The following is a 26,603-nucleotide window of genomic DNA, read 5'->3' as shown; positions in this document are numbered from 1 at the left end:
ATTTGAATTTTAAATTTAGACACCCTAAACTACTCTAAATTATTTAATTTTTTTAAAAAAATACCTACAAGGATTTGAAAACCTTGTAGGTACATTAAAATAATAAGAAAATATAAATATTAAATATCTGAAGCCTCAGCCACTAAAATGGCATTCTTATCCTCTTTAGCCTTCTCAATAAACTCGTTAATAGCATCATTTCGTTCTAAGCCATTTTTAAGCAGTTCTTTTAACGCAATCAAAACTGCGATGCGAGTCCCTACTTTTTTTACAGCCGTACCAAATAAAGGCTCTAATTCATCGTAAGCGACATCTTTAGCAAGCTCTTGTATTTCCGCTTTAGCTTTTAATTGCTTTTCTTCAGCTAAGTTGGTATATTTTTTACCAAATTGTTGAATGACACTGATTGCCGAACGTTTTTGTTGTTGCGGTTTTGGTGTATTATGATTTTGAGTATTCTGAGGTTTAGGCTTCTGTTTTGCCCAACTATCTCTTAAACCAACTGTTTTATTAAATACTAATTTTCCTGATTTAGAATCATCATCAACATTAAAATAGCCTAAACGTTGAAATTGAAACTGCTCTCCTACTTCAACATCAGCTAAACTTGGTTCTAAGTAACCCGTTTTTATAGTTAAAGACTTCGGGTTTACGTATTCCATAAAATCTTTGTCCTTGTCGCTATCTGGTGATTCGTGCATAAATAGACGATCGTATTCTCTAATTTCTGCAGTTATCGCATGTTTTATAGACACCCAATGCAATGTTCCTTTTACTTTTTTAGAGGTGTCTTCATCATAGGTACAATGAATTTCGGTAATGTCTCCGTTTTCATCTTTTACAACTGAATTAGCTTTAATAATATAAGCATTTTTCAATCTCACTTCACCTCCAAGTTGCAGTCTAAAAAACTTAGCACCTGCTTCCTCTTTAAAATCCTCTTTTTCAATATAAATTTCTCTAGAAAACGGCACTTTTCTGAATCCAGCAGAATCATCTTCTTGATTATTTTCAGCTTCTAACCATTCCTCCTTGTCTTCAGGATAATTAGTAATCACCACTTTTACCGGATCTAAAACGGCCATCACACGATTCGCAGATTTATTTAAATCTTCTCGAATACAGAATTCTAAAAGTGACACATCAATCACGTTTTCGCGTTTAGCAACTCCAACTTTATCAATAAACTTTCTAATGGAATTCGGTGTATAACCACGACGACGCAAACCAGAAATCGTTGGCATACGAGGATCATCCCAACCTGAAACAATACCTTCTTCTACCAAACGTAATAATTTACGCTTGCTCATTATGGTATAACTTAGGTTTAAACGGGCAAATTCGCGTTGTTTAGGCGGCATTGGTAATGCCTCCTTAGCGTAATCATAAATATGATCTCTGAACCAATTATAAAGCTCTCTATGTGGTTTAAACTCTAAAGAACACAAACTGTGTGAAATTTGTTCTATATAATCACTTTCACCATGCGTCCAATCGTACATCGGATAAATACACCAATCGTTACCTGTTCTATGGTGTTCGGTATGCATAATACGATACATCATAGGATCTCGCATGAGCATGTTTGGACTTTCCATATCAATTTTAGCACGCAGAATATGTGTACCAGCAGGAAATTCTCCAGCTTTCATACGTTGAAATAAATCTAAATTTTCTTCGATACTTCTGCTTCTATATGGACTATTAGTTCCTACCTGTGTTGGTGTTCCTTTTTGTTGTGCTATGTCTTCAGAGGTTTGACTATCTACATACGCCTTACCATCTTTTATCATTTGAACTGCCCAATCGTATAGCTTCTGAAAATAATCAGAGGAATACAATTCGTTTTCCCATTGATAACCTAACCAAGCAATATCTTTTTTAATAGCATCTACATACTCCTGCTCTTCTTTGGCAGGATTTGTATCGTCGAATCTTAAATTAACAGGTGCATTATAGGTTTCACCTAAGCCGAAACTTATACCAATAGCTTTAGTATGACCTATGTGTAAATACCCATTTGGCTCTGGTGGAAAACGAAAACGAAGCTTGTCTTTTGATAAACCGTTCGCTAAATCTTCTTCTATAATATGCTCAATAAAATTGAGTGCTTTTTTTTCTTCTGACATGTTTTAGGTATTAGCTGTTGGCAATTAGCTATTGGGTAAAATCTATACACAACACTAAAATTCAACATCATTATTCCAGGTGGTAAAATTAAACAAATTGTAACATTTATTTACTATTTTAGACTGATACTATGAATCAATAACCGAATACTGAAATGAATTATAAATGTCCAAAATGCGATAATAATACCTGTACTGTTGATCAGATGCGGGCCACTGGTGGCACGTTTTCTAAAATCTTCGATATTCAGAATAAAAAATTTACGTCAGTCACCTGTAAAAAGTGCACGTATACTGAATTTTATAAAGCTAAAACTAGTGCTATGAGTAACATTTTTGATTTGTTTACGAGTTAAAGAAGCGTAAAGATCGCTTCGCTGTAAGAACCAGAAACAACACTTATTAGTGGTAACTGATGCTAATTCAGTTTTTATTTGATTTTTATAGCCTTCAAAATGTCCTCCAAGTGTCACTTCGACTTCGCTCAGTGACCAGATCATAATTAACTGAATTAAAATTCTATTAGAAATTCAGTTTATGTGAACTTAGTATTATTTTTGTCCTATGGGAATTATAAAGGTTGAAAATATAAGAGTATTTGCTAATCATGGTTGTTTAAAAGAAGAAACTGCTATTGGTAGCGATTACCGTGTAGATATTGAAGTTAAAGCTAATTTACAAACCTCAGCAGGATCTGATGAATTGAGTGACACTGTAGATTATGTATTGCTGAATAAAATTGTTAGAGAAGAAATGGCTCAACCTTCTAAGCTTTTAGAAACGGTTGCCAAGCGCATTTTGAATCGTGTTTTTAGTGAAGAAGCGTTAATTACTAAAGCTACAGTTGCGGTTAGTAAAATTAATCCACCCATTGGTGGTGATGTTGAGATGGTTACCATAAAAATGACGCAAAAGCGAAAAAAGTAATGCTATTTAGGGTATAACGTATATAATTTTTATATTTGCGCTCTCGTTAAATTAAGTTTAAATTGATGAGATTCCTTTTTTCAAAGGAATAAAGGGTGTCGTGGCCGAGTGGCTAGGCAGTGGTCTGCAACACCATCTACAGCGGTTCGAATCCGCTCGACACCTCAAAAAGCTTCTAAGTTATCTTAGAGGCTTTTTTTATTTCTTAAATTTTTAGAAAATTTAGATTAATAGATACGCGATTCGAATCCTATCGTTTTGGTATCCTCAAAAAATCTTCAACATACGTTAAAGGTTCTTTTATTTCTAATTATAAGTGTGAATCTTTATTATTCTAACTTAATATTTGAGAAATTAGAGTCACACTGAATAAGGTAAGAAATATCCAACCAATAAAGCCTTCTACTATCGCTAAATACCGACCGATTCCTTTAATAGGAATTTCTCCAAATCCTAAGGTTGTAAACGAATTAATACTAAGTGTTAGCGCATTAAATAAGATAGATAGTACTTTTATAAGTAAATACCCAAGTATTAGGACTCCTATTAAAAAACTGTAAACCATCCTTTTGAATGATGATAACCCATGCCAGCTATTTTTTACAACATTGAGATAGTTCCAAAACGATAATTTAATTTCTACGAGTTTCGTTTGAGTGTTTATAAATAAAAGCGAAAAAAAAGAAAATACTTTAGGTACATGATTTCTATTCTCAATTAATGTCGCTTTTGTGTTCGTGTTTTTAAGAATCTTATTTTCATCTATCTCGTACGCCTTAATAATAGTAACATCTGATGTAAAATAATTGATGGATTGTGCAATGCCTTTATTATATCTGTTTAGGTTAATTTTATTCCAAGAATTGGAGGAAAACAAAAATAAAAAGGCAAAAAGTAAAATAATATTAAAGGAAGATATTACAATTTTGGAAGGACTTGTTCCGTAATCTGAAAATCGTTCCAAAAACCGATTGACAATCATTTCAAAGTAGTTTGTAAATGATTTATCTTCTTCATAAAGATGTTCTAAACGCTCCGTTTCTAAATGCTTTATTTTGATGTATACATCATTTGCCGAATGTCTATCGTGAAATTCTTTAAAATAGGAATGAAATTTACTAAGCAGAGTCAATTCATTTTTATAATACGATTCATCTGTAACTCTACTATGTATGTAAAGCGAGTCCAATGTTTTATTAATAGTATTTCCTATATTTTCTTGATTAGAAAATACATAATTAACAGGAATTATTTTATGCGTTGTTATAGGCCATTGCATTTCATATTCAACTTTCATTTTGTCAATACCAAAAAGTAAATCGGACTCAATGGTATTATCAATAAATGAAAGCTTTTCAGTATTGTTAATGAATAGGTAACTCCAAACATTTGATTTAATTTGATTTTTTACAAAATAAATTTCCTTACTATCCATAGCTTGAAAATTAAATGTTTCGTTATTATAATTAATATTATTAGAAATGAAACTAAAATATAATGGATTTGCAACATTTATGGTTAACAAAGGGCGAACAATATTTGAATAATCCTGAGTACCAAAATAATTAAAAGTAGAGTTTTCTATAGTAAGAATTAAATCACTGTTTTCACTATAGTCAACAATAAATACCTTAGAATTAAATGTATTTTTACTAAGCGATAGCTTATTAGAAATATTATTTTTTGTAGTGTTAGAATTTTGGTAAGTAAAACTATTTTTAAATTGACAATTAAAAAAATTTGCCGCATTAGTATTAGTTAGTATAATAGGCTTATGAAAGCGAAAATTTATAAATGCGTAATTGTATGCACTTAAATGATTTTCGAAATGAACATTCTCAAAATATATAGTTTTATGAATCTGAATGGTATCAGAAGGATATTTTTTTCCTTTAAATCTGTATTCATATAAGCTATACCTTTCATCCTTTACTTTATTAAATTTAACGATGGCATTTTTAAGAGAAAATATAGAATCTTTACCGTTGGTTAATTCACTTATCAGTTCTGAAAAGGCTATTTCTTTTAGTTCAGTAGTAGTGTTAGTCGTTTGAGCGCTAATGCTAAAAAAGGAAACTAAAAAAAATACAAGCAGTAGTCTATAAATCATTCTATAACTTATTTAAACATAAATACAATGGTGTTGAATTTACTAATAATATTATAAAATAACTTCAGTACGTACTTTATACGTCAATAAAAATTATAGAAGTACTTAATCTATAGGATTAACAAGCTCTATCTGTTCAATCCCCTTTTCATAAAGATCCGGAAAAAGTCCCTGACTTAATAGAATAATACCAAAAACTAAAATAACTAAGGCTACAATTTTTTTAGTCTTAAAAATACGTCGTGGAGTCAACTTGTTTTTTAGTCGTTTGGCAGCTGCTATTTTAATCAAATCTGTTAAGAAATAAGCTATTAACATGGTTACAATAAAGATAGTTACTCCGTTTTCAGAGGTTGTAATAGAAGTCCCAATGACTATAAACCCTAACCAGCCTAAGAGTACACCAATATTGATAAAATTTAGTAGAAATCCTTTTACAAAAAGTTTACCATAATCCTTTTTAGGAAGCTCAATTCTATGATGTTCTCTTACAATAGATCGGAAAGATTTAGATGTTTTTATGAAACTAATAAGTCCGTAAATAACTAATAATGCGCCTCCAAAAACTAATAGTTTTGGATCGTCTTTTATTTTATCTAAAAGTGTATCTGTACTTTTAAAAATAACAAGGATAAAAACGATATCAGCGAAAATAACACCTAAATCGAAGATAATGGCGCTTGTAAAGCCTTTGGTAGCACTAGTTTCTAGTAATACAAAAAAAACTGGTCCAATAGTAAAGGCTAAAATTATTCCAAAGGGAATGGCTGTTAAGATATCGTCTAACATGTAAAACTTGCGGTTTACACAAATGTAAGAAACTCAACGGAACTTACATACGTTTTATTTTACCACCAAGAATTGTACTTTCTTCAACTTGACTTGGTTTCCCATAAATATAGACATTACCGCCTGCTTTAATTCTGGCATTAGCAGTTTCTGTAGCATGGATATAAGCTTCACCTGCGGCATTAATACTAACATCTGTATTTTCCGTAATAAAATCTTTACCATTAAACACTCCTCCAGTATATATTGAAATATCTTGACTTTTTGAACTTCCGGAAGCCTTTATTGTACCGCCAGTTACAGCTCTAAAATTAGCATATGTGGTTTCTAAATTAGCTGTAATCTCTGCTCCTTCTTGTACTCTTAAATCGAGTTCATATTGCTTTATAGTTTCCTTTACAGTGACTTTTGCACCTTCATTAGCATCTATTTCATCTACAGTAGTAAAATAAAGTAGTACAACGGTGTCGTCACCATCGTAGCTTTCCTTAAGATTCATGCGAATTTTAAGTTTTCCGTTATTATTTACAACTTCAACATCATTTCTATTTTTGCCTGAAATCACGACTTTATTTTCATCAGAAGCCATCATTTTAAGATGAATTAAATCAAACACCTTTACTGTTGAAAATTCACCAACTTGTTTTTCAATTGAATCTTGAGCATTAATAACTAACGTACAAACTAATGCTAATACTAAATATATATTTTTCATAAAACATTATTATTTTAAGGTAAATACTTTTTTCATAAATAACCATTTCAACTGAATTTCGTCTCCAGATTGCTTTTTTATTACTCGTCTTTGAGGAGTTAAAATTATTGTAATGACAGCAGATGCTACTGCTAACACCATTTGATTAATATCTGTAAAAACAGATTGAATGCTAAGTCTTACTATAACATAAATAACGCCAAATATTAAAAAAACGTATAGGCCAGCTTTTGTACTTGTCTCCATTATATGGCTACTTTTACTGCTGTTCCTGTTACAGAAACCATTGCATAATTAGAGGTTGTTAACTCAATTTCTACTTTAATACCCACAACGGCATTTGCATTAAGTTTAGCTGCGTTATCTTGTAACGTTTGAAACGCTTCTTCTTTTACAGTCTCAATACTAACTTGTAATTTATTGTAATATTTAGACATACTAAATCCCATGGCAATAGCTTGCTTGTTTATGGCAACACCTGTTACAATGCCTAAATAATCTATGATATTATGGTTTTCTATAGAATTGGTCGTGGTAAGAATCATCTATTAAAAATTTATTAATAAGTCCTTTTTTAAGTTGAACTATTACAAAAACTATTTACGCCTCTGGTTTACCTATCATGTAAAAATCTAAATGCTTTTTAACTAAATCTGCATTTTTAACTTTTACAATAACCTCATCACCAAGTTGGTACATGGCTCCTGTTTTTTGTCCAATCATAGCGTATTGGTCTTGGTCAAATTGATAATGATCATCTTTCATATCTCTAACACTTACCATACCTTCACATTTATTAGACACAATTTCGATGTAAATTCCCCAATCCGTAACTCCAGAAATAACTCCCAAGAATTCTTCGTCTTGATGATCTTGCATAAAACGAATCTGCATATATTTAATAGAATCGCGCTCAGCTCTTGTTGCTAAGTATTCCATATTACTAGAATGCTTACACTTTTCTTCGTAAATCTCTTGATTAGCCGATTTTTCGCCATCTAAATACTGTTGCAGTAAACGATGTGCCATGACATCTGGATAACGACGAATTGGTGATGTAAAATGACTATAATACTCAAATGCTAAACCATAGTGACCGATATTGTGTGTGGTATATTCGGCTTTAGACATGGTACGAATCGTTAAGGTATCTACTAAATTTTGTTCCTTTTTACCAACAACATCTTTTAATAAATTATTTAAAGACGATGCAATACTGCCTTTATCTTTAAAATTTAATTTATGTCCAAAACGCCCCACAACCGTTTGTAGTTGTGCTAATTTAGATTCGTCTGGTTCATCGTGTACACGGTATACAAAAGTTTTCTCAGGTTTCTGTTTTCCAACATATTCTGATACTTTTCTGTTGGCTAATAACATGAATTCTTCAATCATTTTATTAGCATCCTTACTCGTCTTAAAGTGAATACCTATTGGATTTGCTTCTTCATCTAAGTTAAATTTAACTTCAACTTTATCAAAAGAAATGGCTCCATCTCGCATACGAGCTGTACGCATTTTTCTAGCCAATTGGTTCATTTTTATGGTAGCCTGAGCGACTTCTACAGCCGTTTGATATTCTTTTCCTGTCAATGAGACTTCAGCCGGAATTGTAGTATCAATTTTATCTGCGTTCTTTAAAACTTCAACCTCGTTAATTGTAGCATTGTTTTCAATAATTGCTTGGGCTTCTTCATATGCAAAACGCGCATCAGAATACGTTACGGTTCTACCGAACCATTCATTTTTAATTTCGCATTTATCATTCATATGAAACACTGCAGAAAAGGTATATTTCTCTTCGTGTGGACGTAATGAACAGGCCCCATTAGATAATATTTCTGGCAACATTGGCACTACCCTATCTACCAAATAAATAGATGTTGCACGCTCATAAGCTTCATCATCTAAAATTGTACCTGGTTGCAAGTAGTGTGAAACATCTGCAATATGAATTCCTATCTCATATAAGCCATTATCTAAAATTTTGAATGATAAGGCATCATCAAAATCTTTAGCGTCCTTAGGATCTATTGTAAAGGTTAAATCTTTACGCATATCGCGACGTTTCGCAATTTCTTCTGCTGTAATTGAGGTATCAATTTTATTAGCGAAGGCTTCAACATCTTGAGGAAATTCTAATGGCAATCCGTATTCAGCTAAAATAGCATGGATTTCTGTACTGTGTTCACCAGGTTTTCCTAAAACTTCAATAACTTTTCCGTTTGGTGAATCTGCTTTTTCTGGCCAATCTTCTAAAGAGACTAACACTTTATCACCATCTTCTGCCTTATTTATTTTATTAATAGGCACAAAAATATCGGTGTACATTTTATTGCTATCTGCTACAACAAAAGCAAAACCTTTTTTATCATGAATTTGAATGGTACCAACATATTCCGTTTTTGCACGTTTTATAATAGTGGTTATTTCACCTTCTTGTTTCCCTCTATGTTTTCTTTTATAAGCGTAGAACTCTACTTCGTCTCCGTTTAGAGCTTTGTTAATATTGTTTGAAGCTACGAAAATATCATCTTCAAAATCATCTGAAATGATATAACCATTGCCTTTCGCTGCTAAATCTAAAATACCAGTATGATATTCGTTGTTAACAATGGCTTTAAATTTACCACGATCCACTTCTTCAATCTCTTGTTTAGCTTTGAGTTGCTGAAGTTTCTTTATAATCTGATTGCGACTACTAGCATCATTAACGCCCAATTTAGCTGCAATTTGTTTATAATTAAATGTTGAATTTCTGTCTTTTTTTAAAATACTAAGAATTGTATTTGTAAGGTTGGAAATCTTATTATTTGAAGGTTTCCTGTGTTTCTTTTTTGTCATGTATTAATTGTAATCTATTTATCTATTTGTTATTCTAAATAAGCTTAGCAAATCCTTTAGATTCTGCAATAAGTCTAAGAATAACAACTTATTTAAAACTTAACTTTAGCGAAGAGAGGTTATTAAGTTTGGCACAAAGTTACGTTTTAATTTTTTAATGGTGTTTCTTTAAGGTTAAATTAATACTAAATACGTATTAAACACTACTGCGCTATACATAAAAGTACAAACATATATTAGTACCATTTAATAAACTTCCTTAAAATAACCTACCCCATATTCTGTTATAAGTAGCCTATATTATCTTATAAGTTCTACTTGACGTTATTTTAATAATCAAATTCATAAAACTTAAATTTAAAAAAAAATACAGTTATGAACATATATATACATATAATCAGTTTTCTTTTAAAATTTAAAAAAATAAATAGTGGTTATTATAGTATGTTAATAGTGACTATAACTTTTTGAAGTTTTATTTTGATTAATCGTAGTTTACATTTTACAACATTTTAGTTAACATTAATTTTACATCTAAAGGCTTCATTTTTAAGCTAAATTAAAAAGCTATTAACAACTGTTAATAACGATTGTTAATATTATTAACTAACATGTATTTTTAAAAATACTGTTCATTTCATAACTTTTTAGTTTGATAACTTATTTTAAAAAAATGGTTAACTAATTAGGTTTATAACTTCTAATTTTGGTTTGGAAAAATAACTGAATAATCCTAATTTTTGTTTTCAGTAGTTGTAAACAGATATTAACAATTACTGATCATTTTATTCAGAGTTATCAACAGTGATAATAAACTCAATCTATAAATTGATTTTCAAACTTAAAACTAATGGATAAGTAAGCGCTTATTAGTTATGCTTAGTTGTAAGCAATTATTAACTTTGATGTCTAATAAGTAAAGACAATTTATTATGACTATTTCAATAGGAAACGATCACGCAGGACCAGATTACAAATCTGCCATTGTAAAACATTTAGAAGCTAAAGGTTATACTGTTACTAATTATGGAACGGACAGTTTAGATAGTGTTGATTATCCAGATTTTGTACATCCAGTTGCTAAAGATGTAGAAGCCAAAAAAGTAGATTTTGGTATTCTAATTTGTGGCAGTGCTAATGGTGTTGCTATGACCGCTAATAAATACCAACACGTTAGAGCAGGTGTGTGTTGGACGAGTGAGATTACTGAATTAACACGTCTGCATAACAATGCTAATATTATATGTATTCCAGCGCGTTTTACATCGATTCCACAAGCTATTAAAATGGTAGATACGTTCTTAGAAACTAAGTTTGAAGGTGGTCGTCATCAAAATCGTGTGGATAAGATTCCGGCATCGTGTTAATGTCAATTCTAAATTGATATCAAATGAATCACCATCATAACCATTCTCATAGTCCTAAAGATTTACGAGGTAAAAAACTATTAATATCAATAATATTAAATATTGGTATTACCGTAGCTCAGGTTATTGGTGGGCTCGTTTCAGGAAGTTTATCATTACTTAGTGATGCTCTGCACAATTTTAGCGATGTTGTTTCTCTAATCGTTAGTTATGTTGCAGCACGTTTAACAAAGCAAAAAGCTTCTATTAATAGAACTTTTGGATATAAACGTGCCGAAATTTTAGCAGCTTTTGTTAATGCAAGTACTTTAATAATAGTCGCTATTATCCTAATTTTTGAAGCTGTAAAACGTTTTAATAATCCACAAGAAATAGAATCGCGTTTAGTAATTTGGTTGGCTATGGTGGCCATTATAGGAAATGGTTTAAGTGTTTTATTATTAAGAAAAGATTCTAAAAATAATATTAATATGCGGTCTGCCTATTTACATCTGCTCACAGATATGTTGGCTAGTGTGGCGGTACTAATTGGTGGCTTATTAATGAAATACTATCAATTATTTTGGGTAGATAGTTTATTGACTTTATTAATAGCCTTATATTTAATATGGGTGGGCTACGATTTATTAAAAACATCTACTAAAATGTTAATGCTATTTACACCAGATACTATTAATATAAAAGATGTGGTTAGAACTGTTAATAAACTACCTAAAGTTAGTAAACTACATCATGTTCATATATGGAATTTAAGTGACGACGAGCTACATTTAGAAGCGCATTTAGACTTAACAGAAGATATTTCTACAACGGATTTTAATGCGTTGCTGTTAAATATTGAAATGGTCTTACATGACAAATTTAATATCAACCATGTCACCATTCAACCGGAGTTTAATAAAGAAGATCCTAAAGAGGTCATTGTACAAGATTAATGCTAAATATAATTACAAAAAAATTCGAAGAATTAACTACGCAAGAACTTTATAATGTACTTCAATTACGAAGTGAAGTGTTTGTAGTTGAACAAAATTGCGTGTACCAAGATATAGATGGAAAGGATCAAAAAGCACTTCATATTTTAGGCTATGAAAATGAGGTCTTAGTAGCTTATACACGCGTTTTTAAACCAGGCTGTTATTTCGAAGAATCTAGTATTGGTAGGGTTGTGGTACAAGAGAAAGTACGAAAATTTAAATATGGTTACGCTATTATGAAAGCTTCAATTGATGCCATTAGAAAACATTATAATGAAACCACTATTAGAATTTCTGCTCAAATGTATTTAAAACTATTTTATAATAACTTAGAATTTAAAGAAGTTGGGGAAGAGTACCTAGAAGATGGTATTCCACATATAAATATGATTAAATCTTAATTATTTCTTTTCATAAATACGCGTCACTAAAATTTCGACCCGTCTATCTAATTGAGGTTCGCCTCCAAGGGGTTGTTTTCTTCGCATACCGGCAAATTTCATACGGTAATGCTTAACACCTTTATCTACTAAATAATCATAGATATATTTTGCTCTAGCCACTGATAGATTTCGTTTTTTAGTCTTACGATCAATAGCATCTCTTTCACCTTGCGTACAACATACATGGCCTTCTATAGTAAAATACACATTAGTACGTTCTACTAAAATTTCTGCGATTCTATCGAGTACAACTTTAGATTCTTTTGTTAAATAGCTATAACCTGTTCTAAATAATAAGTTGTCTAGTAAAATTTTATCACCTTCTTTTAAATCTCCTTTTAATAAATCTTCAGTTTTGTTTACTATGGGTTTTTCCTCAACAGGTTTTGGAGGAAAAACAGGTGTGACGATAATCTCAACTTTACGGTTTAAGCCACGTATTTTATTAAGGTCATTTTCTTTTATAATATTGACTAAAATTTTACCTTTTCCATCAACATTTGTCATTTTTGACTCGTCAAATTCATTATTAGAAAACACTTCTTTGATGGCATCTGCACGATTTTGAGATAGGGTTAAATTATAATTATCACTACCTCTATCATCTGTAAAACCATAAATAGTGACTTTATCTATATCGATATCTTCAATTTTTGATAAAAATAGTAATAACCTACTATGCTCTGTTTCAGGTATATCATGCTGATCAGTTTCAAAATAGACTTCGTGCTTCAATTCCTTTTGAGAAAAGGAGAGCTGAAAACATAGGCATAAAAAGATAATTAGGGGTTTCATGTTTTTACAATAGTTTTCTAACTAATAGAAAAAATTTAAGTGGTTAAATATAAATAATTTATGTGCTATCTCAAAATACTTGCGTATTGCGAAGGATTATTAAGAATACTTAAACCTTTTTTTATTTCTGAATTATTAGCGGTGTAATACGTATATAAACCTTCGCTATAAAAGTAACGCTTAATAATTTCGTCTGTAAGCAGCGCTTTTAACTGTGTTTTATTGGCATCAATGGCATTAGATTTATAAGCTTGTAAAGCCTGAGTTAAATCGTTGTATTCTGAATTAATAACCTCTCTTAAATCTTCTTCTTCAGCGATTCTTAAAGCATCGTGTAAAGCTGTTTCAGTTTTAGTTTCAAAATTAAAACCACTAGCTTTTATGTAGTTTTTAAATTTTTTAAAATCTGAATCTGACAATGAAAAGCCTTTTAAATCTTCTATTTTATTGTCGTAATAGTAATCTGTAGCAAAATTGAAGACTAGATTTTTGTTGGATATGGCTTTGGTAATCGTAGTATGTTTAGAAAACTCAACTTCCATATCTGGTTCTACTCCACCGCCATCGAATACATCGCGTCCATTTCTAGTTTTAAAAGCATTATAATTTTCTTGTTGTGTTCTTGTCGCTTTACCATTTTCATCCCGATTCCAGTAATCTAAGGCCTGAATACAACGTCCAGATGGTGTATAATATCTAGAAATCGTAATCTTCATTTGCGTGCCATAAGTTAACGGTTTAGGTCGTTGTACTAAACCTTTTCCAAAGCTGCGTGTACCAACAACCACAGCACGATCCATGTCTTGTAAAGCACCAGAAACTATTTCACTTGCCGAAGCACTTTTACCATCAATTAAAACGACTAAAGGAATTTCTGTATCAATCGCTTCACGTTGAGTATAATATGTTTTATTATATTTTTTTACTTTAGATTTAGTTGTTACTACCAATTGATCTTTCGGTACAAAAATATTTGTTACGTTAACCGCTTCGTGCAGTAAACCACCTGGGTTTCCTCTTAAATCTAAAATTAGCTGTGTAGCTCCTTGATTTTTTAAAGCTTTAATAGCACTAATGGTTTCAGAAGACGCTTTATCATTAAACTTTCTTAGTACCACATAGCCCGTTTTTTCATCGACCATAGAATAATGCGGAACGGCTTTAATTTCAAGTGATTCTCTTATAATTTTTACCGTATTAGTTTTCCCTTGTCTTTTATATGTTACAGATACTTCTGTACCTGCAGCACCTTGTAATAAGTTGGCTGCATCATCTTTAAAATCAGCAACGGTAACCTTATCTACCTGAATAATTTCATCTCCGGCTTTTAAACCTGCTTTATCCGCTGCGTAATTTTGGTAAGGCTCAACGATAACTAACTTATCTTGTAAGGTTAACACTTTAGCCCCAATACCTGTATAATCGCCTGCATTATTAATTCTAGAGGCTTCTACGTCTTGTTCGTTATAGAACTGAGTGTAAGGATCTAAATCGTCTAACATGCTCTTAATGGCCGTATCCATAAGATCTCCTGGATTAGTATCATCAACATAATTCATGTTAATTTCTTTAAAAAGCGTTGTAAATATTTCTATTTGTTTTGCAATTTCAAAAAAATCATTTTTAAAAGCTGTAGTGCCAAAAAAGATAAGCACAGCTAATACAGGAAATAATACTTTTTTATGCAGAAGATTTTTCATGTGTTAATTGAAAGATAAAATGGTTAACAAACAGGTTTCATTTGTCAGAGGTATTAGCATCTGATTGTTCTATGAATGGCTCAGTTTTAACTAAAAATTTTTTAAACAGTGATTTTATACTATGATCTAGTTTATCAAAAGTTGTTCCATCCTTACTAAGGTATAAAATCATAAACGCATAAGATACTGAACTATTGTTAAAGTACAGTGGTTTATTGAGTCTATAAGCCTCTCTAAGTAAGCGTTTAATTTGATTTCTAGAAACCGCTGTTTTATGTAATCGCTTGCTTACAGAAACACCTGTTTTTAGTTGTGAACCATCTTCAAACTCAGTTTTAAGATACACTAATCTAAGCGGGTAAGCGGTTACAGCTTTGCCTTCGGTAAAAAGTTGCTCTATCAGCTTTTTACTTTTAAGTTTATCTTTTTTTGAATAGTTGAAGTTCATTTATATAAATCCGATTTAGCAAAAATAGAAAACAACATCTATTTTATGCGGATTTTAATGCTTATTAATATTTTTATTATCTGTAAGTTTTTCTTTTTTAAGTTTTGCTTATTAATTATACTAATAGTTTTATTTAATGTGTTGATATTAAATGTTTTAGAATAAAAAAAGAATGTAAATAAATAAAACATATTATTCGTATATAAATATATTTCATCTAATAAAATGTTTTTGAAAGTATATGTTTTCAAAAAAAATTATATTTGAGTGAAAACTAAACCGCTCCTTTTTTTAATCTCTCTAACTTTCATGACAAAAAACTACTTCGCTTTTTTAGTATTTATAGTATTTTCTATAACTACAAGTGCACAAAATCCGTATTGGTATCAAACCACAAAAAAACAGACAAATATTACAAAATCTGAAATTCCGCTAGAACATGTCGAATTTCGTTTAAATACAGCTTCTCTTATAAACGTATTTAAAAAAGCACCAGATCGTTTGGTACAAGAAAGATCTCAAATAGTAATTTCTTTACCTAATGAAAAAGGAGAATTAAACAAATATCAATTATTTGAAGCTTCAAATCTCCACCCAGAATTAGTAGCAAAATATCCTCAAATAAAATCATATATTGGTAAAGGTCTAAATAATGGAGCCACTGCACGTATTAGTTATTCACCATCATTAGGATTATCAGCTTCAATTTTTAATCTCGATAGGCCAACAACACTTATAAAATTATTAGACCTTAATAGTAGTGTTTATGCAGTTTTTTCAAGAAGTGATTTAAATGAGTCTAGTTCTGATTTCGAATGTTCTACAATGGAATCTGCAAGAAGGGGCATTACTGCATCTGGTTTAGCAAATAAAAATGCAAATGATGGTAATTTAAGACTTTACAGAGCCGCAATTTCTACTACAGGAGAGTATTCGCAATTTTATCTTGATGGTTCTGAAACAACTGATGAAGAACGAAAAGGAAAGGTTATAGCCGCGATAAACCAATCGTTGACAAGAATCAACGGTATTTTTGAAAGGGATTTTGGAGTGACTATGCAATTAATTGCTAATAATGACGACATCATATTTTTAGATAGTTTTACAGATCCTTATATTGTTGATAATGGAATAATTCAAAATACAATAGACACAATTATTGGAGATACTAATTATGATGTTGGCCATTTATTTGCTTATGGAGATTCTATATATGGAAATGCAGGTTGTATTGCCTGTGTGTGTACACCAGGCTCTAAGGGAAGTGCTTATACTGTGCATAGCAGTCCTAATTCAGATCATTTTAATTTAATTGCTAGTCATGAGTTTGGGCATCAATATGGTGGTTGGCATGTTCAAAGTACTGCTAACTGTAGAAGTTCAAATGGACTTCAAGAAGTTGAGCCAGGTAGTGGTAGTTCTATAATGGGATATGCTGGCATTTGTTCCCCTAGTGTACAAGATAACCCAGACGATTATTTTAATTATGTAGATATTAGAGATGTCGCTCAATGGACTATAAATGACAGTTCTTGTGCACAACTTATTGGATTAACTAATACAGCACCAATAGTTGATGCAGGTAATGATTTTACGATTCCTGCATCAACCGCATTTATATTAGAAGGTACAGGGAGCGATACTGACGGAGATCAAGTATCATTTTGTTGGGAAGAAAATGATCCAGAAGACCCTTTTAGTTCAGCATCACCTCAACCAACACGGCAATTTGGACCAATGTTCCGTTCAAAACTTCCTGTGGCAACACCTCATCGTTACATGCCACAATTATCTGACGTGGTCAATGGTAATTTAACCCCAACATGGGAAATGTTACCATCCATAAGCAGAACTATGGATTTTGTCCTTACGGTAAGAGATAATAACCCAAGTGTAGGACAAACCGCTTCTGATGAAATGACGGTAACTGTTACAGATTCTGCAGGACCTTTTGTTGTGACCTCGCAATCAACTAATGAAATTTGGAATGTAGGTGAAAATGCTACCATTACTTGGGATGTTGCTAATACAGATGTAGCTCCTGTAAATGCTACTGAAGTTGATGTTTTTTTGTCAATTGATGGAGGTTATACATATCCATATACCTTGGCAACAGGAATTTTAAATGATGGCTCTGAAACTATAAATATTCCAAATGTACCTACAACCACTGAGGCAAGAGTTATGGTTAGAGGTGCAAACAGTATTTTCTATGCTTTAAATAGTTCTAATTTTGAAGTGCAAGCTTCAGAGTTTGTTATGAACTTTGAGGATTCTAATATAGAGGTTTGTAAACCAAACGATGCTGTTTATAATTTTACTTATAATACCTTTTTAGGATTTGATGAAACGACTATTTTTTCTGCATCAAATCTTCCGGTTGGTGTAACAGCTACTTTTAGCCAACTTTCTGCGTCAGTTGATAATACTGATATACAAGTTACTATAAGTAATACAACTGTAGCCCCTAATGGAACTTATGACATAACTATTAATGGAATTTCAGATACAGCAGAAAAGAATATTATAATTTCTCTTGAGGTTTATGACGCTAGTATAGTACCTCCTATACTTCAATTTCCAGATAGTGATGCAACAGCTGTAGATGTTAATGAAACGTTTACTTGGCAAGAGGATGTCAATGCTGCCGAATATGAAATAGAAATAGCTTTAGACCCTAGTTTTAGTACTATGATACTAGAGGAAGTTACATTTAATAACTCCTATGATGTTTTAGGTTTAAATTACAATACGATTTATTATTGGCGCGTAAGAAGCATAAATGCTTGTGGCATCAGTGAATATTCTAATGTAAATGAGTTTATTACCTTCTGTGTTGCTCCAAGTAATATCAATATCACTAATTTATTATCTGATTCTGCAGAAATAAGTTGGCTAGAAAATGGCAATGCCACAACATGGGAAATTGAAGTTGTTGAAAATGGTAATATTCCAACAGGTTTAGGGATTACAACAACAAATAATCCTTACAGTATTAATGACTTAAGCTCATTTACGACCTATGATTTATATATAAGATCTCAATGTGGTGGAGGTAATTTTAGCGATTGGTCTGGTCCTATAAATTTTACAACCGCAGCTAATTTTTGTAATGGGGATCATTTTTATGATTCGGGTGGATCCGAAGGCAACTATTCAAATGGAGAATTTATGACGACAGTTATTGCTCCGTCAGCAGGAAATAATAATATTACTGTTGAATTTAACTCATTTCAATTGGAAAGTGGTTATGACAATTTATATATATATGATGGACCAGATACAAATTCACCATTTTTAGGTCAATTCACAGGAAACACCAATATAGGGTCTTTTACATCATCACATCCTTCAGGAACATTAACTTTTGTGTTTACTTCTGATGAAAGTGTTACTTACAGTGGTTGGGATGCCACGGTTACATGTCAATTTATTTCTTGTCCTAATCCATCCGGTTTAATAGCAAATAACCTAACATTAAATTCGGCAGATTTAAGCTGGACAGCGAGTGGTGAGGAAACAACTTGGGAGCTTGAATATGGATTAACTGGTTTTTCTCAAGGAACAGGAATTATTGAAAATATAAGTAGTAATCCTTGGACCTTAAGCGGTTTAGATATAGAAACGACTTATGATGTTTATTTAAGAAGCAATTGCGGTGCCAATCCTGGCGAAGATGACAGTAATTGGGTTGGTCCATTTACGTTTTCTACTTTAGGCATAGAGACTCCAGGTTATTTAACGGCAGATTTAACAGATGAAACACTTGGTGAGGTGACTTTAACCTGGGACGAACCGAGTAGTTTTTTAGGAAGTTGGATGTTATTTTTTGACTATAATTGTTCAGGTAACTATTATCAAACAGAAGCTATTTTTAATGCTGATGGTACTTTTATTCTTCCAGAATATAATGATTCAGGAACGTGGGAACTAGAAGCAAATCAAGTAACATTTACCTTTTCTTATGGTAATTCATATTATGGAACGAGATATGGCGATTATATGGTAGGTATAGGTGATGATGGTACTTGTTGGTACAGTACAAAAAACACTACTGATGGTTTAATGGAATATACCGCGGGAGCATTAAATGTTTTTGGACAACCAAACCCCAATGAGAATCAGGTAGTTCAAATAAATGTGGCTGCCCTATCATTTGTTGAATATAATCTCTATAGAGATACCCAATTTCTTGCAACAACTACCGAAACGACATATACAGATTTATTGCCAGATTTCGGAGTCTATGATTATTATGTGACTGCTGTTTATGATGAAGGAGAGTCTGAACCTTCGAATACAGATATTGTAGCGTGGATATCCTGCCCAGAGCCAACTAATTTAGTTGCCGTAAATGCTTCCTCAGACAGTATTGATTTGAGTTGGATTAATGGAGGTAGTGAAATCTCTTGGGAGCTAGAATATGGTTATTCTGGTTTTACAAACGGTACAGGGACTGTTATCTCAGCAAATTCTAACCCTTTTACGCTAACAGGTTTAAACTCCTCTTTTAATTATGATGTCTATATAAGAGCTAATTGTGGAGCAAATTCAGGAGAAGATGATAGCAATTGGATAGGACCAGTGACGATTACCACCTTAGCAGATTTCTGCAGTGGAAATCATTTTTATGATTCAGGTGGAGCAAATGGAAATTATCAAAATGGAGAAGATATTACTACGGTAATTGCTCCATCTGCTGGTAATAATAGTGTAACGGTTATTTTTAATTATTTTCAGTTAGAGTATTGTTGTGATTATTTAAGTGTCTATGATGGTATGGATGTAAATGCACCTTTGATTGGGCAATATAATGGAACAACTATTCCAGAATCTTTTACAGCTGATAACCCTTCAGGAGCTTTAACCTTTAGGTTTACGTCAGATATTAGCATAACTTATGGAGGTTGGGACGCAACAGTGATTTGCGAAACCATCCCTTGTCCTGATTTATCAGATTTTGTAGTAGATAACGTGTCATTGAGTTCAGCAGAACTTAGTTGGATTGCTGGAGGCAATGAACAAACATGGGAAATAGAATATGGACCAACAGGTTTTACACAAGGTAATGGCACAACTGCATTTTTAAATGTAAATCCATATACATTAGAAAACTTGAATTTAGATACTACTTACGATGTTTATATTCGTGGGAACTGTGGAGCAAATCCAGGGGAAGATGATAGTAATTGGGTAGGACCAGTAACATTTACAACCTTGGATATAACAACTCCGGTTTATTTGGTTGCTGAGCTCACTGACGCAATACAAGGTGAAGTGACTTTAGATTGGGGAGCGACCACGAATTTTATTGGTAGTTGGTTGGTCAATTATGATCATGATTGCAATAATTTTTACAATCAAGTGGAAATCATTTTTTATGAGGACTTTACCTTTAATATACCATCAGAAACTACTTCTGGAACTTGGGAGTTAAATGGCAACCAAGTAACATGGACGTATTATGACGGTTTCCAATATATCGGTATTTTATCAGGAAATTATATGGAAGGTAATACAAGCGGCAATGGCTGTTGGTTTGCTGATAAAATTGACGCTACAGACTATACAAGCTATGTCATTGGAGATGTATCTAGTACAGGAACGATTAATCCTAATGTTAACGATGAGGTCGTTATAGCTTCATCAGCAACAGCATTTGGCTTTTTAGAATATAATATTTATCGAAATAACCAATTTTTAGCGTCAACTACAGAAACAACGTATGTAGATATGCTTCCAAGTTTTGGGACTTACGATTATTATATTACTTCTGTATTTAGTGAAGGAGAATCTGAAGCTTCTAATATAGAGACCATTGTTTGGGAGAACTTAAGTATAAAAGGCAATGAGCTGGAAGACATTGAGATATTTCCTAACCCTGTGACATCAGAATTACATATTAATTCAACGGTTATTATTGAATCTATAGAAGTCTTCTCAATGTTAGGCCAAAAGATACTATCTATGAGTTCAATCAACACTACGAATGTAATTGACATGACGCGTTTAGAAGCCGGAGCTTACTTTGTTAAGGTGTGGTCAAATCAAAGGTTTAATATTTATAAAGTGATCAAGAAATAGTAACATAATAATCTTATAAAGAAAAAGCGCAACCGAAGTTGCGCTTTTTGTAGTTATAATCTGATTGTTAATGATTCGGTTTTATACGAAATAGACCTGATTTACGAGGTTTTAAATACCTTTTAGGTCTTTTCAGATTGATATACCATACTTACAAGGTAGAACCTTCCAAGAGATACTATAAAGTACTTAGATATTGATTATCATTTATTCGTGTTCCATAATCTTAATCGAAGTTAGGTGGGTATTTAATGTCCACTGCTAAAATTGAGAACAAAATTATTCTATGGTCATTATATTATCTTCACGATTAACATCTGCCATCATCTGAGAGTCATCAATTTCAACAGACTTTACTGCTTTTTTAACATCAAATGAATAGGTTGGCATTGCCCAAGCCCAATCATTGATAATGGTAGCTGAGGTTGGTTTTTCACCACGCATCATTTGTAGTGGAATATAAAATTCTTCAGTAGTTCCATCCGTATAAGTAACCGTAAGATCAATAGGCATTGGCATTAAACCAATGCGTTCTAATGTTATAGAATTGCCTTCAACCGCTTTAACAGCATAATCAATAGTATTTGTAGTTTGCGCAAAATCTATAAAATACCAATCGAGTTCAAAATCTGTGATGCGTTCCGCAGTTCTAATAATATCAAATGGCTTTGGATGTTTAAATTTAAAATCTTCAAAGTATTTTTTGATCGTTTTATCTAAGTTCTCATCTCCAATGATATAACCTAATTGCGCTAAAAATACAGCACCTTTGCTGTAAGCTGCAGCACCATAAACTCCATTTGAAGCATAACGGTCAGAGTGTGTAGTTAAGGGTTGCTCAACACCAGAATTAGCTAAAGCTAAATACCCTCTATAGGATCCAAAAAGCGGATTAGATTTTTTATTTTCGCTAATAGAATTCATCGCTAAGTTAGAAATATAACTTGTAAAACCCTCATCCATCCACTCGTGTTTAGATTCGTTAGAAGCCAATAAAAATTGAAACCAAGTATGTGCTAACTCATGTGCGGTAACACCTAATAAGCTACCATAGCTACGTTTTCCTGTTATTAAAGTGCTCATGGCATATTCCATGCCTCCATCACCACCTTGAATTACTGAATATTGATCGTATGGGTAATTTCCAATATGTTCATTAAAGAAATTCATTAATAAAGCGGTTTCAGATTGTAGCTTTTTCCAATTATCTAAATATTCTTGCTCTAAAGTGCTTTTATAATAGAAATGAAGTGTTGGACCATTTGGCATTTGAAATGTATCGTGAATATAATCCGGATCAGCAGCCCAAGTAAAATCATGCACTTTAGGTGCTTTGAAATGATGAGTTTTCTTTCCTGATTTTACTTTTGGCTCACCTTGGAGATATCCTGTACCACCTACAATATAAGATTCATCAATAGATAATTTTACATCAAAATTTCCCCAAACACCATGAAATTCTCTTCCTATATATGGATCTGCGTGCCAACCTTCATCATCATATTCTGCTAATTTTGGATACCATTGTGACATAGATAAGGCCACACCTTCAGAATTATTTCTTCCAGAACGACGAATTTGGACCGGAACTTGAGCATCAAAATCCATGTTAAAAGTGACTTTTTCTCCAGGTAAAATAGGTTTATGTAATTTTACTTCTAAAACAGTACCGACTGTTTCATATGAAATCGAAGTTCCGTTTTGTTGTAATGAATTCACTTTTATGTAACCAATTTCATTAGGTTGAAGTTCGTTAATTCGAGCTCCAACGCGACGATCTGGATCACTTATGGTGCGCGAGCGTACATCCATTTCACTGCCTGGTTGAAAGGCATTAAAATACAAATGGTAATACACACGATTAAGCACGTCTGGTGAGTTATTGGTATATACTAATTTTTGAGTGCCCTTATACTGATAGTTGTTGACATCCATATCAATTTCCATGGCGTAATCTACATGTTGCTGCCAATATCCAAATGTAGATGCATTTACTGAATTAGTATTTTGAAGCGCTTTTTCAGTAGAACCGCAAGAGACTAAAATTAAAAGTGAAAAAAGACTGAGAATGGTATGTTTCATAACATTTGTTTTTAATAAATATAAAGACTTTATAAGTAATTGGGTTATCTAGATGTACCAACTAAATAACCCAATTATTTTAATGAAATCCAAAAAGGATTATTATAATTTTGAAGCCATAATTAAGGCATTGTAAGCATTAACTATTCTACCAGATTTGGATAAATCTGAAAAAGGTGTCACATTAGAAGCATCGCCACCAACGACCACTTTAGTAGTTAAAGGTAATCCTGATTCTAAAAGCACTTGTTTTACCTGAGCCGCAGATAATTTTGGATAATACGAACGTACTAAAGCCACTACACCAGCAACAGCAGGAGAAGCCATAGATGTTCCGCTATTTGGCTTGTATTCATTTTGTGGAGTTGTAGAATAAATATTAGATCCCGGAGCAAAAACATCGACATTCTTTTTTCCATAATTTGAAAAACCAGAGACAATTTTAGAGCCATATTTAGAAGTTAAAGAACCCACTCTAATGTATGTATTTGATATTTCAACGAAATCAACATTATCATCTGGGAAATTAGCACCTTCATCTACATTTTTACTATCATTACCAGCAGCATGTACAAAAACAACATCATTATCAGATGCATATTTAATAGCATCTCTTACCCATTCTGGGTGTGGAGAAAATGATTTTCCAAAACTTCCGTTTATGACTTTAGCACCATTATCTACAGCATAACGGATAGCTAATGCAACATCTTTATCGTATTCATCTCCATTAGGAACAGTTCTAATAGACATAATTTCTACGTTATTAGCAACACCATTTGCTCCGATTCCGTTATTACGTTCTGCAGCAATAATACCTGCAACGTGTGTTCCGTGAGATTCTGATTTTTTTACAGGCTTAACGTTTCCATTACCGTAACCTATATCAGATAAATCATTGATATTATCTTTAGTTTTACGACCCGAAAAATCAATATTTAAATGATAATTTAAGCGTTCGTTAAAACTTTCTAGTTGCCCACTAATTTCTGCGTTAGCATCTTTAAAAGTACCACCATTAGCATTTATATTTTGTGCTATTTGAATCGCTTGTGCTAAGGATTCATCTTCTGTTTTAATAGCATTAACTTCTTTTATGGTATATTCTTTTTTACCTAAGTGTGCTGCCAATTTTTCATCAGCATTTTTTATAACATTTAGAATTTGTTCATATCTGGTTTTAGCACCCATATACGTTTCATATTCCTCTTTTTGTAAAGCTACGGCTTCATCATAACGCGGATTAGAAGTCTCTCCACTTGCTATTAATCGCACATATTCTAGTTGCTCATCGTAACCATCTCCTAAAAAATTCCATCCATGTACATCGTCAATGTAGCCATTCTTATCATCATCTATTCCATTATTTGGTATTTCATCTTCGTTGGTCCAAAGTACATTTCTTAAATCTTCATGATCTATATCAATACCAGAATCTATGACAGCAACGATAACTTTACTTCCTTTTTTGTTTTTAATAATTTCAGAGTAGGCTTTGTCAACACTCATACCAGGAATGGTATCATTTACAAGGTCTAGGTGTCCCCAATTTTTAGCTTCAGCATCAGTTAATTCTGTGACTTTTAAAGGTGAAGAATCTATGTTTTCTATTGGTGTAGAAAGAATTTCACTAGTACTACCACAGCCTAAAAATAAGGTTCCTGCAAATCCTAAATAGGCTATTATTCTGTAATTAAATTTCATTTGTATTATTTATTGTTATTGAATTGTTAGATTTTGTATGCAATATATACGGTCTTAAATGCTAATATCTATTACCTGCTCTGTTTTCTATTTTAATTAAATAGTTGGTTTGTGGTAAATGTTTCGTTGAGTCGCACTCCTTTTTCTGTATGTTTAACTGTAATAATTTCGTTATGCGCATCATGTTCTAAAAATAAATAGAAGTTATTGTCTGCAGCCATATTTAAAAATAACTCTTTTTCGTCTAGAGTTAATAAGGGTCTAGTATCATAACCCATTACAAATGGCAACGGCAAATGCCCAACGGTTGGTAATAAATCTGCCATAAAGCAGATAGTTTTTCCTTTATACTGAATCATCGGAATCATTTGCTTATCAGTATGGCCGTTAGCAAAGAAAATGTCGAACCCTAACTCAGAATTCTTTAAAATATGATGCTCAGGAACGGTAGTGAATTTTAATTGTCCACTGTCTTCCATAGGTAAAATGTTTTCTTTTAAAAACGAAGCGACTTCACGTCTATTAGGCTCTGTTGCCCACTTCCAATGATTTGCATTACTCCAAAAGTGTGCATTTTTGAAAGCAGGTTCATATCCTGTTTTATCTTTATTCCATTGTATACTTCCTCCACAATGATCGAAATGAAGGTGTGTCATAAACACATCGGTAATATCATCGCGATGAAACCCGTGGGCGGCTAATGATTTATCGATACTATCATCACCATAAAGAAAATAGTAACCGTAAAATTTATCGCTTTGCTTATTACCCATTCCAGTATCTATTAAGATAAGACGATTACCATCTTCAATTAATAGACAACGTGCAGCTATATCTATCATATTACTACTGTCAGCAGGATTAGTACGTTGCCATAGGGATTTTGGTACAACACCAAACATGGCTCCTCCATCGAGCTTAAAATTTCCGGATTGAATAGGATATAATTGCATTTGCAAATTTTTTATATAGTTATGCAAATTACTAAAAGCATTAAAACTAATTGTTGTTAGTCTCAATAAATTAGAGGATATTTAACAATTAACAACGGTATAATTTCATATCTATTCTAAAAAACAATTACTTTTAGGTGGATAAAATGAATTAACAATGAAACGCATATCAAAATCACCACTAAAAATTAAGAAAATTAAACTCTTACGATTTGGTCGCGATTTTAAACCAGATCAACAAGTTATCCTTAGAGATTATTTAGCAATAGAACGCACCCGATTGGCTAACGAACGTACCCTTTTATCTTATATTCGTTCTTCTTTATATTTACTACTAGGTGCTATCGCTTTATACCAACTTAAAGAATTTGCTAATTTTAAATATTTAGCACTTACAGCAATAGTCTTTAGTGTAGTCTTTTTTATCATTGGGGTCTATAGATTTACCCTATTAAAAAAGAGTTTAAAACGGGTATATTATAAATCTGAAGAAAAAGAAGAGGATAATAAAGTATAACTTTAATTAAGATTCTTAT

The 26,603-nt window shown here is 32.2% G+C and carries 20 protein-coding genes and 1 tRNA gene; 8 read left to right on the top strand and 13 right to left on the bottom strand.

Annotated elements, in window-relative coordinates; all coding sequences use genetic code 11:
* Positions 1 to 119 precede the first annotated feature (119 nt).
* A complete protein-coding gene (locus tag HM986_RS05085) occupies positions 120 to 2,129 on the bottom strand; it encodes a glutamine--tRNA ligase/YqeY domain fusion protein (RefSeq protein ID WP_179333970.1) in 2,010 nt (669 codons plus the stop codon).
* Between the two features lie 155 nt (positions 2,130 to 2,284).
* On the opposite strand from HM986_RS05085, the gene HM986_RS05080 reads away from it, so the two are divergent.
* From HM986_RS05080 to HM986_RS05070, 3 genes are all read left to right on the top strand, one after another.
* Positions 2,285 to 2,485 carry a zinc ribbon domain-containing protein gene (locus HM986_RS05080; RefSeq protein WP_179333969.1) on the top strand — a complete coding sequence of 67 codons (201 nt, stop codon included), beginning with the start codon at positions 2,285 to 2,287 and terminating at the stop codon, positions 2,483 to 2,485.
* Positions 2,486 to 2,693: 208 nt separating this feature from the next.
* The gene (gene folB / locus HM986_RS05075; protein ID WP_179333968.1) at positions 2,694 to 3,056 is read left to right on the top strand and encodes a dihydroneopterin aldolase; all 363 of its coding nucleotides are present in this window, start codon (positions 2,694 to 2,696) and stop codon (positions 3,054 to 3,056) included.
* A gap of 94 nt (positions 3,057 to 3,150) precedes the next feature.
* Positions 3,151 to 3,221: transfer RNA gene (locus HM986_RS05070), tRNA-Cys, on the top strand.
* A 169-nt stretch (positions 3,222 to 3,390) separates the two neighbouring features.
* Here the strand turns inward: HM986_RS05070 and HM986_RS05065 are convergent.
* The 6 genes from HM986_RS05065 to rnr form a co-directional block, all read right to left on the bottom strand.
* Complete coding sequence (locus HM986_RS05065) at positions 3,391 to 5,166, bottom strand: potassium channel family protein (protein ID WP_179333967.1); 1,776 nt, start codon at positions 5,164 to 5,166, stop codon at positions 3,391 to 3,393.
* A 105-nt stretch (positions 5,167 to 5,271) separates the two neighbouring features.
* Positions 5,272 to 5,955 carry a LysE family translocator gene (locus HM986_RS05060; protein WP_179333966.1) on the bottom strand — a complete coding sequence of 228 codons (684 nt, stop codon included), beginning with the start codon at positions 5,953 to 5,955 and terminating at the stop codon, positions 5,272 to 5,274.
* A 43-nt stretch (positions 5,956 to 5,998) separates the two neighbouring features.
* Positions 5,999 to 6,670, bottom strand: a complete 672-nt coding sequence (locus HM986_RS05055; RefSeq protein ID WP_179333965.1) for a head GIN domain-containing protein — start codon at positions 6,668 to 6,670, stop codon at positions 5,999 to 6,001.
* Between the two features lie 9 nt (positions 6,671 to 6,679).
* A complete protein-coding gene (locus HM986_RS05050; RefSeq protein ID WP_179333964.1) occupies positions 6,680 to 6,916 on the bottom strand; it encodes a hypothetical protein in 237 nt (78 codons plus the stop codon).
* Positions 6,916 to 7,215: a YbjQ family protein gene (locus HM986_RS05045; RefSeq protein ID WP_179333963.1), complete on the bottom strand. Its 300-nt coding sequence runs from the start codon at positions 7,213 to 7,215 to the stop codon at positions 6,916 to 6,918. The genes HM986_RS05050 and HM986_RS05045 overlap by 1 nt, the downstream gene beginning before the upstream one ends.
* Before the next feature lie 55 nt (positions 7,216 to 7,270).
* The gene (gene rnr, locus HM986_RS05040; RefSeq protein WP_179333962.1) at positions 7,271 to 9,514 is read right to left on the bottom strand and encodes a ribonuclease R; all 2,244 of its coding nucleotides are present in this window, start codon (positions 9,512 to 9,514) and stop codon (positions 7,271 to 7,273) included.
* A 932-nt stretch (positions 9,515 to 10,446) separates the two neighbouring features.
* Between rnr and rpiB the strand changes: the two genes are divergently transcribed.
* Genes rpiB through HM986_RS05025 form a run of 3 tightly spaced genes read left to right on the top strand, consistent with a single transcriptional unit; the run spans position 10,447 to position 12,259 of the window.
* Positions 10,447 to 10,881, top strand: a complete 435-nt coding sequence (gene rpiB, locus HM986_RS05035) for a ribose 5-phosphate isomerase B (protein WP_179333961.1) — start codon at positions 10,447 to 10,449, stop codon at positions 10,879 to 10,881.
* 23 nt (positions 10,882 to 10,904) lie between these two features.
* Positions 10,905 to 11,816, top strand: coding sequence for a cation diffusion facilitator family transporter (locus tag HM986_RS05030; protein ID WP_179333960.1), 912 nt, complete (start codon positions 10,905 to 10,907; stop codon positions 11,814 to 11,816).
* Positions 11,816 to 12,259, top strand: coding sequence for a GNAT family N-acetyltransferase (locus HM986_RS05025; RefSeq protein WP_179333959.1), 444 nt, complete (start codon positions 11,816 to 11,818; stop codon positions 12,257 to 12,259). The genes HM986_RS05030 and HM986_RS05025 overlap by 1 nt, the downstream gene beginning before the upstream one ends.
* Here HM986_RS05025 and HM986_RS05020 read toward each other — a convergent pair whose 3' ends face one another.
* From HM986_RS05020 to rnpA, 3 genes are all read right to left on the bottom strand, one after another.
* Positions 12,260 to 13,096, bottom strand: a complete 837-nt coding sequence (locus HM986_RS05020) for an OmpA family protein (protein ID WP_179333958.1) — start codon at positions 13,094 to 13,096, stop codon at positions 12,260 to 12,262. It abuts the gene before it with no gap.
* Between the two features lie 65 nt (positions 13,097 to 13,161).
* Entirely contained in the window at positions 13,162 to 14,796 is a 1,635-nt protein-coding gene (locus tag HM986_RS05015) for a S41 family peptidase (protein ID WP_179333957.1), read from the bottom strand.
* Between the two features lie 37 nt (positions 14,797 to 14,833).
* Positions 14,834 to 15,244, bottom strand: coding sequence for a ribonuclease P protein component (gene rnpA / locus HM986_RS05010; protein WP_179333956.1), 411 nt, complete (start codon positions 15,242 to 15,244; stop codon positions 14,834 to 14,836).
* 309 nt (positions 15,245 to 15,553) lie between these two features.
* On the opposite strand from rnpA, the gene HM986_RS05005 reads away from it, so the two are divergent.
* On the top strand, positions 15,554 to 21,328 hold the full coding sequence (locus HM986_RS05005) for a fibronectin type III domain-containing protein (protein WP_179333955.1): 5,775 nt from the start codon (positions 15,554 to 15,556) through the stop codon (positions 21,326 to 21,328).
* Positions 21,329 to 21,607: 279 nt separating this feature from the next.
* Here the strand turns inward: HM986_RS05005 and HM986_RS05000 are convergent, their stop codons facing one another.
* The 3 genes from HM986_RS05000 to HM986_RS04990 all read right to left on the bottom strand — a co-directional run bounded on the left by HM986_RS05000 (position 21,608) and on the right by HM986_RS04990 (position 26,067).
* Positions 21,608 to 23,410 (bottom strand): M1 family metallopeptidase, encoded by a 1,803-nt coding sequence (locus HM986_RS05000; protein ID WP_179333954.1) that lies wholly within the window; start codon positions 23,408 to 23,410, stop codon positions 21,608 to 21,610.
* 102 nt (positions 23,411 to 23,512) lie between these two features.
* Positions 23,513 to 25,114 (bottom strand): S8 family peptidase, encoded by a 1,602-nt coding sequence (locus tag HM986_RS04995; protein WP_179333953.1) that lies wholly within the window; start codon positions 25,112 to 25,114, stop codon positions 23,513 to 23,515.
* Positions 25,115 to 25,206: 92 nt separating this feature from the next.
* Complete coding sequence (locus HM986_RS04990) at positions 25,207 to 26,067, bottom strand: MBL fold metallo-hydrolase (RefSeq protein WP_179333952.1); 861 nt, start codon at positions 26,065 to 26,067, stop codon at positions 25,207 to 25,209.
* Positions 26,068 to 26,263: 196 nt separating this feature from the next.
* Here HM986_RS04990 and HM986_RS04985 point away from each other — a divergent pair, with 196 nt between their 5' ends.
* Positions 26,264 to 26,584, top strand: coding sequence for a DUF202 domain-containing protein (locus HM986_RS04985; protein ID WP_179334398.1), 321 nt, complete (start codon positions 26,264 to 26,266; stop codon positions 26,582 to 26,584).
* The last annotated feature ends 19 nt before the right edge of the window (positions 26,585 to 26,603 follow it).

It is taken from the genome of Winogradskyella costae (assembly GCF_013403865.1).
In the GTDB taxonomy this organism is placed as follows: domain Bacteria; phylum Bacteroidota; class Bacteroidia; order Flavobacteriales; family Flavobacteriaceae; genus Winogradskyella; species Winogradskyella costae.
This window is presented reverse-complemented; position numbering and strand designations above follow the sequence as displayed.